Source organism: Aquirhabdus parva (assembly GCF_003351745.1).
Lineage (GTDB): Bacteria > Pseudomonadota > Gammaproteobacteria > Pseudomonadales > Moraxellaceae > Aquirhabdus > Aquirhabdus parva.
The window spans coordinates 993,776-1,011,972 of the sequence record NZ_CP031222.1 but is presented as its reverse complement, the minus strand read 5'-3'; the positions used below and the strand labels follow the sequence as shown (position 1 = coordinate 1,011,972).

General features: G+C 45.1%; 18 protein-coding genes. 11 read left to right on the top strand and 7 right to left on the bottom strand.

The window, feature by feature from the left end; all coding sequences use genetic code 11:
* The first annotated feature begins 24 nt into the window (after positions 1–24).
* From minC to HYN46_RS04440, 8 genes are all read left to right on the top strand, one after another.
* The gene (minC, locus tag HYN46_RS04475; protein WP_114898284.1) at positions 25–723 is read left to right on the top strand and encodes a septum site-determining protein MinC; all 699 of its coding nucleotides are present in this window, start codon (positions 25–27) and stop codon (positions 721–723) included.
* Between the two features lie 277 nt (positions 724–1,000).
* Positions 1,001–1,819, top strand: a complete 819-nt coding sequence (gene minD, locus HYN46_RS04470) for a septum site-determining protein MinD (RefSeq protein ID WP_114898283.1) — start codon at positions 1,001–1,003, stop codon at positions 1,817–1,819.
* Positions 1,816–2,091 (top strand): cell division topological specificity factor MinE, encoded by a 276-nt coding sequence (gene minE / locus HYN46_RS04465; RefSeq protein ID WP_114898282.1) that lies wholly within the window; start codon positions 1,816–1,818, stop codon positions 2,089–2,091. The genes minD and minE overlap by 4 nt, the downstream gene beginning before the upstream one ends.
* Positions 2,092–2,257: 166 nt before the next feature.
* Positions 2,258–2,545, top strand: a complete 288-nt coding sequence (locus HYN46_RS04460) for a PA4642 family protein (RefSeq protein WP_114898281.1) — start codon at positions 2,258–2,260, stop codon at positions 2,543–2,545.
* A gap of 88 nt (positions 2,546–2,633) precedes the next feature.
* Positions 2,634–3,095 (top strand): YehS family protein, encoded by a 462-nt coding sequence (locus HYN46_RS04455; RefSeq protein WP_114898280.1) that lies wholly within the window; start codon positions 2,634–2,636, stop codon positions 3,093–3,095.
* Positions 3,096–3,273: 178 nt separating this feature from the next.
* A complete protein-coding gene (gene dcp / locus HYN46_RS04450; protein WP_114898279.1) occupies positions 3,274–5,427 on the top strand; it encodes a peptidyl-dipeptidase Dcp in 2,154 nt (717 codons plus the stop codon).
* Positions 5,428–5,549: 122 nt separating this feature from the next.
* Positions 5,550–6,503: an MrcB family domain-containing protein gene (locus tag HYN46_RS04445; RefSeq protein WP_114898278.1), complete on the top strand. Its 954-nt coding sequence runs from the start codon at positions 5,550–5,552 to the stop codon at positions 6,501–6,503.
* Positions 6,504–6,592: 89 nt separating this feature from the next.
* Positions 6,593–6,982: a VOC family protein gene (locus HYN46_RS04440; protein WP_114898277.1), complete on the top strand. Its 390-nt coding sequence runs from the start codon at positions 6,593–6,595 to the stop codon at positions 6,980–6,982.
* A gap of 60 nt (positions 6,983–7,042) precedes the next feature.
* Here the strand turns inward: HYN46_RS04440 and HYN46_RS04435 are convergent, their stop codons facing one another.
* From HYN46_RS04435 to HYN46_RS04420, 4 genes are all read right to left on the bottom strand, one after another.
* On the bottom strand, positions 7,043–9,115 hold the full coding sequence (locus HYN46_RS04435; protein WP_114898276.1) for a S46 family peptidase: 2,073 nt from the start codon (positions 9,113–9,115) through the stop codon (positions 7,043–7,045).
* A 293-nt stretch (positions 9,116–9,408) separates the two neighbouring features.
* Positions 9,409–12,270 carry a DNA translocase FtsK gene (locus HYN46_RS04430; RefSeq protein WP_114898275.1) on the bottom strand — a complete coding sequence of 954 codons (2,862 nt, stop codon included), beginning with the start codon at positions 12,268–12,270 and terminating at the stop codon, positions 9,409–9,411.
* A 117-nt stretch (positions 12,271–12,387) separates the two neighbouring features.
* Positions 12,388–13,311 carry an NAD(P)H-dependent flavin oxidoreductase gene (locus HYN46_RS04425; protein WP_114898274.1) on the bottom strand — a complete coding sequence of 308 codons (924 nt, stop codon included), beginning with the start codon at positions 13,309–13,311 and terminating at the stop codon, positions 12,388–12,390.
* A gap of 127 nt (positions 13,312–13,438) precedes the next feature.
* Positions 13,439–14,338 (bottom strand): LysR family transcriptional regulator, encoded by a 900-nt coding sequence (locus HYN46_RS04420; RefSeq protein WP_114900600.1) that lies wholly within the window; start codon positions 14,336–14,338, stop codon positions 13,439–13,441.
* Positions 14,339–14,459: 121 nt separating this feature from the next.
* Between HYN46_RS04420 and HYN46_RS04415 the strand changes: the two genes are divergently transcribed.
* The 3 genes from HYN46_RS04415 to HYN46_RS04405 all read left to right on the top strand — a co-directional run bounded on the left by HYN46_RS04415 (position 14,460) and on the right by HYN46_RS04405 (position 16,317).
* Positions 14,460–15,233 (top strand): SDR family oxidoreductase, encoded by a 774-nt coding sequence (locus HYN46_RS04415; RefSeq protein ID WP_114898273.1) that lies wholly within the window; start codon positions 14,460–14,462, stop codon positions 15,231–15,233.
* 205 nt (positions 15,234–15,438) lie between these two features.
* Positions 15,439–15,786 carry a DUF4870 family protein gene (locus HYN46_RS04410; protein ID WP_114898272.1) on the top strand — a complete coding sequence of 116 codons (348 nt, stop codon included), beginning with the start codon at positions 15,439–15,441 and terminating at the stop codon, positions 15,784–15,786.
* A 75-nt stretch (positions 15,787–15,861) separates the two neighbouring features.
* Positions 15,862–16,317: a GFA family protein gene (locus tag HYN46_RS04405; RefSeq protein ID WP_114898271.1), complete on the top strand. Its 456-nt coding sequence runs from the start codon at positions 15,862–15,864 to the stop codon at positions 16,315–16,317.
* A gap of 19 nt (positions 16,318–16,336) precedes the next feature.
* Here the strand turns inward: HYN46_RS04405 and HYN46_RS04400 are convergent, their stop codons facing one another.
* The 3 genes from HYN46_RS04400 to infC all read right to left on the bottom strand — a co-directional run bounded on the left by HYN46_RS04400 (position 16,337) and on the right by infC (position 18,167).
* Positions 16,337–16,711, bottom strand: coding sequence for a GFA family protein (locus HYN46_RS04400; protein WP_114898270.1), 375 nt, complete (start codon positions 16,709–16,711; stop codon positions 16,337–16,339).
* Positions 16,708–17,493, bottom strand: a complete 786-nt coding sequence (locus HYN46_RS04395) for a PhzF family phenazine biosynthesis protein (protein WP_114898269.1) — start codon at positions 17,491–17,493, stop codon at positions 16,708–16,710. Before HYN46_RS04395 ends, HYN46_RS04400 begins: the two co-directional genes overlap by 4 nt.
* 176 nt (positions 17,494–17,669) lie before the next feature.
* Entirely contained in the window at positions 17,670–18,167 is a 498-nt protein-coding gene (gene infC / locus HYN46_RS04390; RefSeq protein WP_210009526.1) for a translation initiation factor IF-3, read from the bottom strand.
* Positions 18,168–18,197: the final 30 nt, after the last annotated feature.

The following is an 18,197-nucleotide window of genomic DNA, read 5'->3' as shown; positions in this document are numbered from 1 at the left end:
TATCTGACCTTTAAGGACACTCTTATGAGCGATATTCGCCTCAATGGCAAAATGGTCAGCTTTACACGCATTACCTTACAGACGGACAGCCTCCCTCGTCTGGAACGCGAGATTTCAACACTGGCAAAAAAACTCACTGGTATGCCTGTGATTATTGATTCAACGCTGGCTTTGCCGCTTGAGCCGGTGCTCAACTTACTGCGTGAACACAACTTACAACCTCTCGCAGTGGTCGAAGGTTTTCTCGCCGATCAAGCCCGCGCAATACAATTTCCAGTTCTTCCTGCTGACCCGAACATGCAGCGTGTTGCCCCTACCGAGCCGCCTACGGTTGCCGAGAACACTGCATTTGGGGCAAAAAAGAAGAAAACAGAACCTGTCACCATCGTTGGTGATACATTGCACAAAGAAACCTTGCGCACTGGCCAACGGATCGTTGTAGAAGAAGGTAATCTGATTTTAATGGCGGATATGAATAGCGGCGCTGAGCTCATTTCCGGCGGATCAATTCATGTCTATGGCACGGCTCGTGGTCGTCTTATGGCTGGTGCTGGTGGAGCACTCAATGCACACATCTTCTGCCAGCGTTTAGAGGCTGAACTGGTTTCAGTATCGGGAACATTTTGTGTGGCGGAAGATATTCCTGCCGATATGATCGGACAAGCCGTGCACATCAGCCTATCAAATGAAGGTACACTAGAGTTCAATAAGATCAATCATTAACTAGAATATAGTTTAGTCTTTTGATTTTATAGAAAATTTATATTGATTAGAAAAAGCACTCAACTCAAACATGCCCCAGATCACGCATGTTTTGGTTGAGAAGTGATGAAAATGGTGGTAAAAATCGTTACATGTTCTGTAACATTATCGCCATAACACAGATTTTAATTAGCTGCTATCCTAATATTGATCTATTGCTTGAAATTTAATCATTGTTTTTTAACAAAAATACTGGTGGTCACTCTATTTGGACCATTTCCAGGCTAAGGAGTTTAATGTGGCAAAAATCGTTGTCGTAACCTCAGGTAAAGGCGGAGTCGGAAAAACGACGACAAGCGCATCATTTGCCACAGGTTTAGCCTTACGCGGCTACAAAACTGTTGTTGTCGATTTTGATGTGGGTCTACGTAACCTTGATTTGATTATGGGCTGCGAACGCCGTGTGGTATACGATCTTGTGAATGTTATTCATAACGAAGCCCGCCTCTCACAAGCGCTGATCCGTGATCGTGAAATCGAAACACTGTATATCCTGCCAGCAAGCCAGACGCGCGATAAAGATGCATTGACCGATGAAGGTGTTGCTCGTGTTATCGAAGAACTCTCGGCTGAGTTTGACTACATCGTTTGTGACTCTCCTGCTGGTATCGAACGTGGTGCGATTCTGGCCATGTATCATGCCGATGAAGCACTGATTGTTACCAACCCTGAAATTTCTTCAGTCCGTGACTCTGACCGTATTATTGGAATGTTGCATAGCAAAACCAAGAAAGTCGAACAAAATATTGGTCGCGTACGCGAACATCTGGTCATTACACGCTTCGATCCAGATCGTGCAAGCCGTGATGAAATGATGACCATTGATGATATTTCCAAAGACATTCTTAAAGTACCGACTCTCGGTGTCATTCCAGAATGTAACTCCGTACTCAATGCATCAAACCAAGGTGTGCCAACCATTCGTGACCTCGACTCTAAAGCGGGTCAAGCTTATGATGATCTCGTTGCACGCTTTTTAGGTGAAGACCGTCCATATCGCCATATTCAGCCACAGAAACAAGGCTGGTTGGCTCGTCTATTTGGAGTGCAGCCATGAGCTTTTGGGCAAACTTATTTAAATCAGAACCCGCACCGACAAGCGCAAAGACCGCTGCAGATCGACTAAAAGTCATTATTGCAACCGAAAACCGTTTGGGACGCCGCTTATCGCAAGATACGATTAACCGAATGAAGTCTGAGATTATGGAAGTGGTAAATCGCTATGTGCGCGGCGTAACAGCGCATGACATTCATATGAGCGTGCGTACCGAAGACAACATCGAAATGCTGGAAATGAATATCAATTTACCGGAAGATCAACCGACCTAAGTTGATCTTCTTGCCTGATTATTCATTAAGTCAGCACCAATAAAGCAAAATGACTCGTTAAATACGCAGTCATTTTGCTTTTTTTATGCTGGAATACGCGTAAAATGAAGCCAACATTAAACCGTGTTCTTTTTTATAAAGATTAGATTACAAGATTGGAGTCATCATGGCTTTTGCACAGCCCGCTACATTTAACGAAGCTTGGTCAGACGAACGTGTTTTTGCATACCTGAATCACCTGCCACCTGAAGGGGTCAGTGCCGATTTTCACGTCCTCTACACTGCGTACAAGCACATGCGCCCTTTTGATTTTGAGCGACTACTGGTGCAATTTAAAGCAAATGGTCGTGATGTGAATGCAACCGACAATCAAGGTCGTACCTTGGCTCAAGTGATTGCTGCACACCCAAGTCAGAATGCAGAGTTTTTGGATTTATTAGCACGTTTTGCTTAATCCAAAGATTCACCCATATTTTTTAAATTTTGAAATTAAGATAACCAAAGGCTTTAAATCGAATGATGTCTGTCTGTGAAGTGACCCTATGTTGAATAATGATGTTCTACGCAGTGTGCGTTATATGCTCGACCTATCTGATCAGAAAATGGTCGAAATTTTCGCATTGGTTGACTATAGCGTCCTCGAAGCAGATGTGGTTGATTTCCTGCGTGCTGAAGATGAAGAGGGCTTCTTAGAAATTCCTGACGAAGCGATGCTGTACTTTTTAAATGGTCTCGTCATCCATCTGCGCGGCAAGAACGATAAACAAGCCCCTGTCCCGGTGAAGCTTCCCAACTCCAATAACCTCATGCTGAAAAAACTCCGCGTGGCGTTTAATTTGAAGGATGAAGACTTGCAGGACATCTTGCAGTCTGTCGACTTTCAGGTGTCTAAGCCCGAACTGTCTGCTTTGTTCCGTGCCAAAGGACACAGTAACTACCGAGCTTGCGGTGACCAATTCTTACGCAACTTCCTCAAAGGACTCACCCTGCGAGTGCGCACCTAAGCACAGAAGATACAATCCAACAACTGAACACATACGATAGTTCTACGCCTAAATACACGTATTCACGGCATGGTGTAAAAATTGCTTGCTAGATAACTCTCGCCAAAAATCGAGCAATTTTAGGGACAAACCTTATCAAGGTGCGTCCTGCTAATACACCCTTACAGAGGACTATCGAATGTTTCGTTTTCGTACACTCGTGATTGCCATTGCACTCGCGACTGGTACCACTTCCACAGTATTTGCAGCAGAAACAGCTCCAGTTACTCAAGCGGCAACCAAAGCCAAACTCAGTACCAATCCTTTTTTCGCACCCAGCACACTGCCCTTTCAAGCCCCTGATTTTAATAAAATCAAAGAAGCTGATTACCTGCCTGCCATTGAAAAGGGCATGAAGCAGCAATTGGGTGAAGTGAACAAGATTGCCAATAATCCAGCAGCACCGACATTTGATAATACCTTTATCCCATTAGAGAAATCAGGCGCCTTGCTCAACCGCGTACTCGCTGTGTTTGATGCGATTACCAGTGCCAATACCAGTGATTATCTGCAAAAAGTACAAGAAGATGTCGCACCAAAACGTGCCATGCATCAAGACGCCATCACCCTCAATGAAAAGCTGTTCAAGCGCATCAAGACCATCTACGACAAACGTGATACGCTGAATCTAGATCCTGAGTCCTTGCGCCTTGTTGAAGTCACCTATCAAAACTTTGTCCTTGGCGGCGCAAATTTGTCAGATGCCGACAAAATCAAGCTGAAAGCACTGAATAAAGAAAACTCTACCCTTGGTACTCAGTTCACCAACAAACTTCTTGCAGCGACCAAAGATGGTTCACTAGTCATTACCGATAAGAGCAAACTGGCAGGCCTAACCGACGCAGAAATTACTGCAGCGGCAGAAGCCGCTAAATCGAAAAAACTCGATAATGCTTGGGTACTCTCCCTGCAGAACACCACTCAACAACCGCTACTGCAAGAGCTAACCGATCGTGCAACACGTGAAGCACTATTTAAAGCCTCTTGGAACCGTGCAGAAAAAGGCGATGCTAACGACACCCGTGCGGTCATCAGTCGCCTTGCACAAATTCGTACGGAACAAGCCAAACTATTAGGCTTCCCAAGCTTTGCCGCTTGGACTCTCGAAAACCAAATGGCGAAGAAACCTGAAACCGCCATTAAGTTCATGCAGAACCTCGTTCCAGCAGCGACAGCTCGTGCAGAAACGGAAGCCAAGGATATTCAAGCCGTTATTGATCAGCAAAAAGGTGATTTTAAAGTTCAGCCTTGGGACTGGAACTTCTACGCAGAACAAGTTCGTAAAGCCAAATTTGATCTTGATGAATCACAAATCAAGCCCTATCTTGAACTCAACAATGTCTTGCAAAACGGTGTCTTCTACGCGGCGAATCAACTATACGGTTTGACCTTTAAAGAACGTAAAGATATCCCCGTCTACAACCCCGATGTTCGTGTTTTTGAAGTCTTTGATAAAGACGGCAGTTCACTGGCACTGTTCTATACCGATTATTATCAACGTGATAATAAAAACGGCGGCGCGTGGATGAGTAACTTCGTTAATCAATCCACCTTACTGGGCACCAAACCGGTCATCTATAATGTCGCTAACTTCGCAAAGCCAGCCGATGGTCAACCTGCCCTGCTGTCCTATGATGACGTGATCACCATGTTCCATGAGTTTGGCCATGGCTTACACGGCATCTTTGCCAATACCAAATATGCCAGCCTATCAGGTTCTGCGACAGCGCGTGACTTTGTTGAATTTCCGTCCCAGTTCAATGAGCACTGGGCCAGTGATCCGAAGATTTTCGCTAACTATGCCAAGAACTACAAAACTGGCGAACCCATGCCACAGGCTTTGGTTGATAAAATTAAGAAAGCTGGAACCTTTAACAAAGGTTATGACATGACCGAGTTGGTTGCGGCAGCACTCCTCGACATGGATTGGCACAGCCTGACTACCACCGAGAAGCAAGACCCGGATGTCTTCGAAGCAGCGGCACTCAAAAAAGATAAGATTGATTTGAGCTATGTACCACCACGCTACCGCTCAAGCTATTTTATGCACATCTGGGGCAATGGCTATGCCGCTGGATACTATGCTTACCTTTGGACACAGATGCTGTCAGATGACGGCTTTGAGTGGTTTAAAGAGCATGGCGGGCTGACTCGTGAAAACGGTGATCGCTTCCGCGAAATGGTCCTGTCCCAAGGCAATACCAAGGATCTCAGCAAGCTGTATCACGACTGGCGTGGACAAGAGCCCAGTGTAGAGCCGATGTTGAAAGATCGTGGCTTAAAGGGTGAGTAATTAACACAACTTTGGTCCGTCATTCGAAAATGACGGACCAAGTTTTAATCCAAAAAGTTTTTATCATTGAAATATCACTATTTAAAATATATATTTGATTATTATCATATAGTTTAAAAATAATGAGCCTTAGAACTGCTATTTCCCTTTTTCTAGAAGAATATCCAGAAGCAATCAAAAAACCTTTTTCGGGCAATGCTGTAGCGGATTTTATTCGCAATGAAATACCAATCATTATTGAAAAAATAATTGATAAAAACCCTCGCTATCTTGTAAATGGAAGTGCAGGTCAAGGTAATTGGGCTAAAGCCCCATGGGCTGCCGTCTATGATCGCTTTATAACTGAATCAGCGCAAGATGGTTACTATATAGTCTACCTTGTAAAAGAAGATTTTACTGGTGTATATCTCTCCCTCAACCAAGGGGTTACTTCTGTACGAAAGCAATATGGAAGTAAGGCCAAATTAGCACTTCGTGTTAGAGCCGCTGATTTTGTAGCAAGGATTGGAAAATTACCAACAGGTGTTACAACAGGCGAAATCGATCTTAATTCGAGTGATTCATCAAATTTAAGTTCACTCTATGAAGCCGGCTCTATCTGCTCTAAGTACTACCCACTCACGTTGATTCCAACTGATGAAGAGCTAGCTTCCGATCTCCAAGCTTTCATTAATATTTATTACTTACTTATGTCGCGAGAAACACAACTTTATGAGCGTATAGATGCTGAAGAAGAAGGATTACAACTTGATGAAGAAGATTTTCGAAAGCTACGAGAGCATAAACATTTAGAAAGAAACCGAAAACTAGCATCAAGAGCAAAAAAGATACATGGCTATGTTTGCATGGCATGTGGTTTCGATTTTGAGAAAAAATATGGAGGTATAGGTAAAGAGTTTATTGAAGCACATCATTTAACCCCTATTTCAGATTTGAAAGGACAGTTACTAAAACTTGACCCAAGAAAAGACTTTGCAGTCTTATGTTCGAATTGCCATCGTATGATTCATCGAACATCTCTAGTCAACAATATATCTGGATTTAAAACTAAGCATGTTCTTGACAACAATACTTAGAAATCTATTAAGCTTTTTTAATTCCAACAAGATAATGCAGAGGAAAGAATTAATATTCGAAATATTATTTTCCTTAAGGAAGTTTAAACATGCACAAAAGCCGACTCGCCGCCCTAGTCATCGATAGTCAAGTTGATGACATCGACCCTGCCGCTAGCTTCTGGGGCAAAGCTCTCGGATACGAAGTGATAAAATCCGATGAAGAATGGGCTGAAAAATATGTCCATTTAGAGGTTAAGGATAACGATATCAGGGTACTGGTTCAAAAGGTTGAGCACCCTAGTCGTGTTCATCTCGATATTGAAACGGATAATATCAAAGCTGAAGTCAAACGTCTGGAAGGTCTCGGCGCAACGATTGTGAAAATTATGGAAAGATGGACAGTGATGGAAGCACCAACTGGACATCGTTTTTGTGTCGTGAACCCGCAACGGCCGGATTTTTATGACGCATCAGATATTAATGTTTGGGAATCATGACATCTTATCTAATATCCACTTTCCCCATGCATTGCACATGGGGAAAGTTCTAACTTCACCTTAATTCGCTTTCGCGTCTTTCAGCTCTTTCACTACACGATCAGCGTTATACACTTTCTGTAGCGCTTCTAAAATCGCACCACTATGTACCGACACGGTACGATTAACTCGTTCATCAAACCAATAGTTACCGCCTAAAGATTGGATGTTGCCGTCAAACACAAGACCGACTAATTCAGCTTTGCGATTGATCAATGGACTGCCTGAGTTACCACCAATAATGTCATTGGTACTCACCAAGTCAAAACGCTGATCTAAATTCAGCTTATCTTTCGCAGTAAGCCATGATGCGGGCAAAGCAAAAGGTTCAAACCCAGTGGCACGCGCAAACGCACCTTTGATCTCGGTAAACGGCTTGATCTCAGTGCCCTTCTCATTCCAGCCTTTCACCTCACCAAACGAGAAGCGCTGGGTGAATGTGGCATCAGGATAAACACTGGTACCCAGCTTCTCAAAACGAGCCGCTGCAATCAGTTCAGAGTTCTTATCAATGACTGACTCCACTTGATTTTCATACTGTTTACGAATCGCACGTGCCTGAGGGTCTATCTGCTTAACCAGTTGAATGAATGGATCATCAGACTTAGCAATGGCATCTGCACCGCCTTCCCAGAGTGCTTTACGCACCGCCGGATCACCCAGTTTAGTACCACTGATCAATTTCTCAGCCAATACTGCTGGTGATTCTTTACCTAAAACTGATTTCACGATTGGATTATCAACGCCCAAGTTTTCACGGAGCTTAGTCAGTGCAAACGTCAGTTTTACTTTCTCAAGCTCAGGATAGATCGGCGCTGTTGAAAATAATTGCTGGGTAACACTGGGCAATTTAGATTCGGTGAACTCGCGTAGACGCTCTGGATTGGGCTTGGTACGCTCTTCTGCACCACGGACCAGCAAACGTGCATCACTGAAATAATCCGAACTAAAACCGCGACCGTATTCGATGTATTTCAGCGGCGTCTCGATATTGCGGTAGGTGGTTTGTGCCTTGGCTATTTCATCCCACGCTGCGCCATACTTCGCCTGACGCTCTGGCGATGCTTTGACATAATCACGAAGCTCTGTCTCTTGCTTCTGTTTCAGATTAAAGACTTCTGGGTCTTGCAAGGCTTGTAGACGGCCTTTGAGTGCTTTGAATGAATTCTCAATACCAAAGATATCATGCTGGGCAATACGTGATTGTTCAGTCCCTTGGCTACGGAATTGAGTCAGCACACCACGCAATTCAGAGAGTAGAAACAGGCGTGGGATCAGATCAACATCGCGCGTTGTTTCAAGTTCAGAAACAGTCAACTGACGATCAGTACCGCCGGGATTCCCCACAGTCATGGTCAACTCACCCGCTTCAGCACCATTTTTTGAGAAAGGGAAATAATCCACGACTTTGGCAGGCTTGTTGTTCTCGTAGGCACGCAGCATGCCCATATCAAGGTCATAACGCGGGAAGTTAAAGTTGTCCGGGTCACCACCAAAGAATGCAATCGCAAGCTCTGGTGCAAATACGAGACGCACATCTTGATAGCGATGATATTTATACACGTCGTAAACACCACCATGATAAAGATCAACTACGTCACAGCGCGTGGTTTCTTTTTCATTGCCGACACATTCTTTTTCGATGTCGGACTTCACCGCTTTTTCGGCTTTACTGTAGTCTTCACCGTTCTTACCTTCAGTTGCTTTCTTAACACGAGCAGTCACGTCTGTAATCGTATCCAAGCGATTGAGTTCGATTTCAGGACATTTGATTTCGTCTTCAGGCTTCTTGGCGTAGAACCCCGACTTAATAAAGTCATGATCTGCCGTAGAGAGCTGTTGTACACAACTGTTGACGCAGTGGTGATTGGTCAACACCAAACCAGCAGGAGATACAAAAGAACCTGAGCAACCACCCGCCAAGCGAACTGCAGCTTTTTGCGCATGGGTGACCCATTTTGGATCAGGATTAAATTGATATTTTTCCTTTAATTCCGCAGTCGGCAAATTATTCGGCGTCCACATCCCCTCTGCGGCATTGACACTTGCAGGCCCATAGAGGACGCAGAGTACGGCCATCGCTATTTTCTTCATCTAAAATTTCCTTTAAAAATAGTATCGTCTCTAAATCACATCAATTACGATCATGACATCATTGAATTCAGCGCAATATTATATGCAACAATATAACATTTCAAATAAATTGCAATATCACTAGACTAAGCAATATTTAGACCAAATGGTATTTTTAAATATTACCCATAAATCCCGTCATTTGCACGTCAGTAAAACACCAGTCGCGCTGTAAAACACACATAAAAAAAGACTCATTCAAATTTGAATGAGTCTTTTTTTATGTGAAAGTGCAAAGACACTTCCATCCACCCTTATAACAAAATCTCTCGCTTCCCATTGGACTGCATCGGACTCACCACACCTGCGGCTTCCATCGCATCCACAATCCGCGCAGCGCGATTGTAACCGAGTGAGAACTTACGCTGGATTGCTGAAGCAGAGACTTTCTTGGTTTCCATAATAAACGCTAGTACGTCGTCATAGACAGGATCACGCTCAGGATCACCTTCAGATGAGTCATAACCGCCACCTTTGCTTGGTGCATCTTCATCAAAGGCATTCAAGATATCATCGACATAATCAGGACTACCCCGCTCACGCCAAGCATCACAGATTCGATTTACCTCATCATCACTAATGAATGCGCCATGAACACGCTCAGGTTCATTTTTACCCGGTGCAAGGAACAACATATCACCATGACCCAGCAAATACTCTGCACCACCTTCATCCAAAATCGTCCGTGAATCCACCTTACTGTTTACACGTAGTGCAGCACGGGTTGGAATATTCGCCTTGATCAAACCGGTGATCACATCGACCGAAGGACGCTGAGTCGCCAGAATCAAATGGATCCCTGCCGCACGTGATTTTTGCGCCAGACGTTGGATCAACTCTTCGGCCTTTTTACCGACCTGCATGATCATATCCGCGAACTCATCCGCAACCACCACAATCATCGGCATGGTTTTCAAACGTGGCGCACGCTGCTGGAGTGCGCTATCTTCTGGCTTCCACAGTGGGTCCAGCAGATCTTCACCGCGCTCTATCGCTTCAGTGACTTTCTGATTGAACGCCTCAAGATTACGCACCTTCATATACGCAAGCAGCTTATAACGACGTTCCATTTCACCCACCGACCAATTCAGTGAACTCGCGGCATCCTTCATGTCCGTGACCACCGGAGTCAGGAGATGAGGGATATCGTTATAGTTGGACAGTTCCAGCTGCTTTGGATCAATCAAAATCAGACGTAACTGGGCAGGGGTATATTTCATCAGCATGGATAACAACATCGCATTAATCGCGACCGATTTACCCGAACCTGTCGTACCCGCAACCAGCATATGCGGCGCTTTGGCAAGATCGGTCAATACCGGACGACCAGCGATGTCTTTACCCATTGCCATACTGATCAACGATTTCGGATCACGATAAGTCGGCGTCTCAAGCAGTTCAATTAAACGCACCATCTCACGTGTCGCATTCGGGACTTCAATCCCGATATAAGGCTTGCCGGGAATGACCTCTACCACACGAACAGAAGCCATGGACAGCGAACGCGCCAAATCTCGGGCAATATTAGTCACTTTCGATGCCTTCACCCCAGGCGCTAGCTCAAGCTCAAAGCGAGTCACAACAGGACCCGGCTGCGCCTCGATCACTTGTGCCACCACAGCAAACTCTTTGAGCTTGATTTCAAGCAGACGAGACAATCGTTCGAGCTGCTCAGGGGTATAACTCGTTTTACGGCTGAGATCAGGACGTTCTAGCAGATCTAGACTTGGCAGTGGGCTTAGCTCAGCACGATGCTGTACGGTTTGCATCGCACGGGATATCGGACGACCATAAGCATCGGTTAACGGTGCATCCCAATTTTCGGGCTTTGCAGTCGCCGCTTGCATCGGCGTGACAGGTACTTGCACGGGTGGTGCATAAGCATTGCTTACGGACGGTTCTGCAACGGAAGGTTCTACAAAGTCTTCACGCGGCGCAACAATCGGCTCAGTCGCGGCTGGACTAAATGTAATCTGTTCTGCGATCTCTTGATCCAACTGTGGAATTTCAGGTCGATCCTGAGGCTGTGGAATAGGCTGTACAGATGGCGAAGCCACAGGTTGAACGTAAGTGGGCGTAGATATCGCCTTCTCGTGCTCGACTTCCTTCTCTTCTTCTACAGGAATCACATCCAATGCACGGTGAAAGAAGTCATCTTCCCAATTAAATGTTGGCGCAATGCGCTCGGCAACAACTGGAGGTACCACGGCAGCAACGGATGTCTCAACAGTTCCTACCATGGGGTGAGATTGTTGGGCTTGGACAACGTCAGGAGCCTGTAGCGGTGCTATAACGCTTGCAGCAGCAGATTCCGCAATTGCCGCACTTTGAGCAGCAGCCATAACCTCTGCAAAAGTCTGAGGTTCGCTTGATTGAGCCGTAGAAACTGGCGGATTCACCACGACAGGAGTTGAACTCACAGGTACTTCAACCAAAGATTGAGAGACCTCCGCAGTTCCCTTCGCTTCCACTGGGGTCTCTGCTGCAACTACGGGAACTTTAGTGGATTTCGCAGCTTTTGCTGGGGTCTCTTCTGGTTCATTACGGTAGAATAACTCATTGAGCAATAGCGGAATTTCTCCAACAGCATCAAAGGTTTTACCCCAAGCTACACCAAAAGAGAAAGTAAAGATCAGCACAAATAACGCGACTAAAATGATGGTCACTAAAGCCAAAGGCATCATGGCAAGCAAGTGTTGGGAGACTTCAAAACCCAAAATACCGCCTGCGGCATTTTGCAAGGAGTCAGAGGGCTCGACACCATGCAGCGTAAACAACGCTGAAGCAATGACCATCAGAAACAGTTCACCCGCTAAACGAAACGGACGCTGAACAAAACTATGCGGATACCACAGCTGTAGTGCTTCAATCAAAACCAAGAAAGGCAGAAATAAAGCTGCACGTCCCCAGAATCCATACAGTAAATCGGCGAGCCATGCGCCCGCAACACCCGTCGCATTTGTCACTTTTTGGGTATCACTGGACAAATGCGTCCAGCCTGGATCAAAAGGCGTATAAGTCACTGTTGCAACCAATAAATACACGCCGATGATGACCAAGAATAAAGTCAAAAAAACGCGATGTGCGCGTGCATCCGTTAACGCCGTAGTCACCATAAAACACTTACCTTCACTATCAACATCCGCATTGATCAATCGTATTAAAACTAAAATATAAAAGATGTTTATGCAAAAATCATGGCATAAACATCCTCTCCACAGCGAATAAAACGCTTAAAACACCGGTTTTGCAGCCGCTTGACGATATTCTGCTTCTAGACGATCCACCAGCTCCGCAGCAGGAATAATGTCGTGGATGGAACCAACCCCATGTCCAGCGCTCCACACATCACGCCATGCTTTGATATTCTTCTCTTTTACTTCTTCTGCGGTATAGTGATTAGGATCAAGCCCGACACGTGCAATCGAAGGCTTTAAATAATGTGCAGGAACGCCTGAGAATATCGGGCTGAGAATCACATCAGCAGCTTCGCTAGATACCAAAATATCTTTGTACTCTTGCTGCGCCATTGATTCATTGGTTGCAATGAATCGTGAACCGATATACGCCATATCCGCACCAACCACTTCAAGCGCGCGTACAGTTTGACCATTAGACACCGAGCCACCAACAATCAGTAAACCATCCCAAAACTCACGAATTTGTGAAATAAAGGCAAAAGGATTAAGTGGACCTGTATGCCCCCCTGCTCCACTCGTCACCAAAATCAAACCATCGACTTTAGCCGCCGCTGCTTTTTGTGCATGGCGGATCGATACCACGTCATGAATCACTTTGCCGCCCCATGCATGAGCACGTTGCACGGTGGTCGTTGGATCACCCACTGAAGTAATCAGCACGGGAACTTGAAACTCTTCAGCCAGCGCTAACTCTTCTTCTTTACGATCATTCATTTTGTCCAGCAGAATGATATTCACTGCATACGGCGCTGCATTCGGATGCGTCTTTTGAAAAGCCTGCATCTGGGTCAACCAGTCACGTAGATCATCCAAAGTACGTGCATTTGCCGCTGGAAATGAACCCACAATCCCTGCATGACAACAGGCCTGTACCAGTTCTAAACCGGAAACCAAAAACATCGGTGCCGCAATAATCGGTAAACGTAACGATGGGCCAAAAAGTGAATGAACGGACATTAAAGCAGCCTCAAAAAAGCAAATTAAAATAAAACCTAATCCTGCGTGAATTAGCCGTCAGTTTCAATGTTTTATTGAAAACAAAACATGTCCAAAGCTAACACTGGTCAGAAAGCGATACGATAGCCTAGACCATACGCGATGCAAACTGCTCACGCATCCATGCTGTAAATACCTGTACAGGCTGAGATAATTGTCGCCAGCGGGGATAAAGTATATTCAGTTGTAGCTGGTCAGGCGGATAATCCAGCAATACAGGCATCAGCATGCCTTGTTTAATCTCAGCGGCCACATCGTAACTGGGAATTTGAATGAGACCTAAACCTGCGATGGCACTGGCAATATAAGCCTCAACGTTATTTACAGTTAGACGACTCTTCATATTGATGGTTTTTAATATGCCATTCCGCTGATACTCCCAATCATACACTTGCCCAGTTAACGGTGAAGCATAACTGACCATCCAATGTTTCTCTAAGTCTTCAATTGCCAAAGGCAGTCCATAATGATCAATATAGCTTGGGCTTGCGCAATTGGATTGCGCAAGCATCCCAAGATTCACAGAAATCAAATTGTGGTCCTGTGATTGACCGCCACGCACAACACAATCGACTCCTTCGCGAAATAAATCAATCTGACGATCCGTCACATCCAATTGCAGTTCTATATCAGGATAGCGCTCAAAAAAGTCCGGGAGCGCTGGCACGATCACACAGCGCGCGATCCGACTCGGAACGTCGACGCGAAGCTTGCCACGGGGTTTCTGATCCGATTGCTGAAATAAAACCTGTGTCTCGGCAAAGTCTGCAAGCAACCGTATACACCGCTCGAAATAAGTTTGACCATCGGCAGTTAATTGCACATGCCGTGTCGTGCGATTCAGGAGACGTGTCTGCAATTGACCTTCTAACTGCTGAATCGCATTTGACGCGGCAGCACGCGAGATACCGAGTACATCGGAAGCATGGGTAAAGCTCCCACTCTCACACACGCGGACAAATACCTGCATTGCTTGTAGCTGATCCACAGCAACCACCTATTAGATCAATTTTATAAATAGTCTATTTTTATTATGACATTTATTTGAACAAATAAAATCATTATCTTTGCTTAAACCATCCGGTTTAAATCATCAAGGAAACCCTCACATGTCTGAACATTCATTAACTGAAAAAGTGGTCATCGTCGCAGGCGGTGCCAAAAATCTCGGGGGTCTCATTTCTCGTGACCTTGCGGCCCATGGTGCCAAAGCCATAGCCGTTCATTACAATAGTGATGCTACGCGTGCAGCCGCAGAAGAAACTGTTGCCGCTGTGAAAGCTTTAGGTAGCGATGCCATTGCAGTACAAGGCGATTTAACACAAGTAGCGAATGTCACCAAACTCTTTGACGAAACCATTAAAACCTTTGGTCATGTCGATATTGCGATCAATACCACGGGCATGGTGATCAAAAAACCAATCGTTGATGTGACGGAAGCAGAATACGACATCATGTTTGGGGTGAACTCCAAAGCAGCATTCTTCTTCATTCAAGAAGCGGGCAAAAAACTGGCTGATAATGGCAGTATTGTCTCCATCGTCAGCTCATTACTTGCGGCATACACACCGTTTTATGCGATCTATCCCGGCAGTAAAGCACCCGTTGAACACTACACCCGAGCTGCCTCTAAAGAGTTTGGCGAACGGGGCATCTCAGTCAATGCTGTGGGACCCGGCCCGATGGATACTCCTTTCTTCTACCCAGCCGAATCCAAAGAATCAGCGGCTTATCATGCTACTGCCGCAGCACTCAGCAGCCGAACTAAAAGTGGTTTAACCGAAATTCAAGATATAGCGCCACTGGTTCGCTTTCTTGTGTCTGAAGGATGGTGGATTACCGGCCAGACTATCTTTGCCAATGGTGGATATACCACACGCTAAAGAGCTAAATGACGAAAAAGTCCTCATACCCATATGGGGCTTTTTTTATGCGCAATTGAATATGTCACCCGTCCCATGAGGATTTTCAATAATTATTTTAAAGATCTGAAAAAAATTGTTTAATCTAAAAAAATGCTCTATAAATAAACGATGAAGCGTGTTTAAAACAGATTCAAATATCTTCAGCTGTATGGAGTAAGGTTTGATGGACATCACCCCAGATATCGATGAAAAAATGAAAGATGCCAAATCATTGACCATGATTATCTATGGACTTTACGCCGCATCTTTTCTAGTCGGCATTACCTGCATCGTCGCGATTATCGTGAACTATATTAAGAAAGATGATGTTGCGAATACTTGGCTAGCAAGTCACTATCGTTGGCAAATTCGAACATTTTGGTTCAGTGTGCTTTGGACTGTGATCGGATTCATCACACTCATCATTTTGGTGGGCTGGGTGATTTTGGCCGCTAATTGTATTTGGTTTATCTATAGACTGGTAAAAGGCGTATTGTGGTTGAATGACAATAAGCCGATGTATGCCGATTAATACTTAAAAACAATCAGCTCTCCCTCCCGCTCAGATATTATTCTGAGCCGCCACATTCATCAGAGAAACCGCGTCATGGACACGACCGCTTATGTGTATGCCGGTGGCTGCCATTGCTCCAATATCAAACTAGCAGTGGAACTCACCAAAGCGCTCAACGCCTATAAACCACGTGCATGCGATTGTGACTTTTGTAAGACTCATGGCGCATCTTATCTCTCCGACCCTCAAGGCAAACTCGTCATTACCACCAAGGATAAAGACGCTTTAAGTCGCTACCGTCAGGGTGATGCCATTGCCGATTTTTTAATTTGTAAGATTTGCGGTGTGGTCGCAGGTGTAAGCTTCCAATCAGAAGCAGGACTCTACGCCACGATCGAAGCAGGACTCTACGCCACGATCAATGTAAAAGCACTCTCTGATCGTGCAGATTGCCTCCCCGAAACTTCGGTGTCCCCTAAACTGCTATCTACAGAGGACAAAATAGAACGCTGGAAAAAAGCGTGGTTTTCAGATGTAAAATTTGAATAACCAAATTTTTTTGCCCAGTTCAATGGGTCTTGAATGATGAATTAACCAAACTCATATTGGCTCCATCCGTTGCTCGAACGGCGACTGATGTCATGTCAAAACCCGTCAAACAAAAAACATTAATGCCAAAATGATCAGGCATTGCACGTTTGCGATGAAAGACATAAATACCGCACTGACTACAAAAATAATGCTTTGCTCGAAATGTATTCCATTGATAAAGCGTCAGGAATTTTTCACCCTCAATGACTTTCAAACTCTGCTCTGGCACCCGTGCCATGACTGCATTTCGCATCAGGCACAACGTACAATCACATGTCGTCAGCTCAGTGATCATTGAATTAATACTGAATTTTACCGAACCGCAATGACAAGCGCCCAAATAAGTCGTCATAGACTCACCTCACCTTCCAGATAAAACACGCATGCGCCTTCTAGCTCGACCCGATCTCCCACTAACCGGCATAACACCTCCCCACCCCGTTTAGAAGCTTGATACGCTCGGAATTCATTTTTTGCCAATCGCTTCGCCCAGTATGGAACCAGCATACAATGCGCGGCTCCCGTCACTGGATCTTCTGGAATTCCTTTGGCAGGTGCAAAATAGCGGCTGATAAAATCAAATGTCTCATCGCCCAAGGTCGTCACGATCACACCATTACGATCCAAACGTGCAAGCGCCGCCATATCTGGAGTAAGCGACTTTAGAATCTCGACACTCTCTAAAACGGCCATGTAATTAAACGCATTTGAATAAACCTCAACAGGTGCCACACCCAGCGCCTCAGCGAGTCCTGTAGGTGTCGGAATACATTCAGATGGACGTGCTGGAAAATTCAAAACATAGCCCATAGCTGTTTTATTCACTCTCAATGGGCCGCTTGCCGAATGAAAGATCACCTCTTGACGACCTGGTTCTAACCGCTCCATCACAACTGCCGCACTCGCAAGTGTCGCATGGCCACACAGCGGCACCTCAACATTCGGTGTGAACCAACGCAAGCGATAATCGGCTCCATCCGCGACTAAAAATGCCGTTTCAGCGAGATTATTTTCGGCTGCAATCGCCTGCAAAATCTCATCATCCCAAAAATGACTCATCAACATTACGGCCGCAGGATTTCCTTTAAACTGCTGTGTGGTAAAAGCATCAACTTGGTAGATAGGCATGCGCATCAAACCATCCTCCTATAAATGACTTACTGTAAATGAACGACAGGACACAAATCATTCCGTCTAGTTATCAATCTGTAATACCACGATTAACAGATTTAAAGCAGATATGAAAGCACAATAAAAAAGCCCCGCAATCACTTGCAAGGCTTTTTTTTAATTCATCGTTTCTAAGAAGATTATTTTTTCTTCTTAGGACCGATCAGCATACCCATTTGTTTGCCTTCCATCTTCGGCGCTTGTTCAACGATTCCGATCTCAGCGACATCAGCCTCGATCCGTTGCAATTGCTTCAGACCAATTTCTTGGTGAGCCATTTCACGACCACGGAAACGCAACGTAATCTTCACCTTGTCACCGTCTTCCAAGAAACGCTCGATTGCACGGAATTTAACTTGATAGTCGCCTTCCTCAGTGCCTGGACGGATCTTGATTTCCTTCACTTGGACTTGGTGCTGCTTCTTACGCGCATCCTTTTGCTTTTGTTTGATATCAAACAAATGCTTGTTGTAGTCCATGATTTTACAAACAGGAGGCTCAGCATTGGCAACAATTTCAACCAAATCAAGCTGGACCGCCTCTGCTGCACTAATTGCCTCAGCTAAAGAAACGATACCTTTTTGTTCGCCATTTTCATCGACTAACCGAACTTGTGCGGCTTCGATTTCACTGTTGATTGCAGGGCGACTGCCTTTTGCACCCTGCGG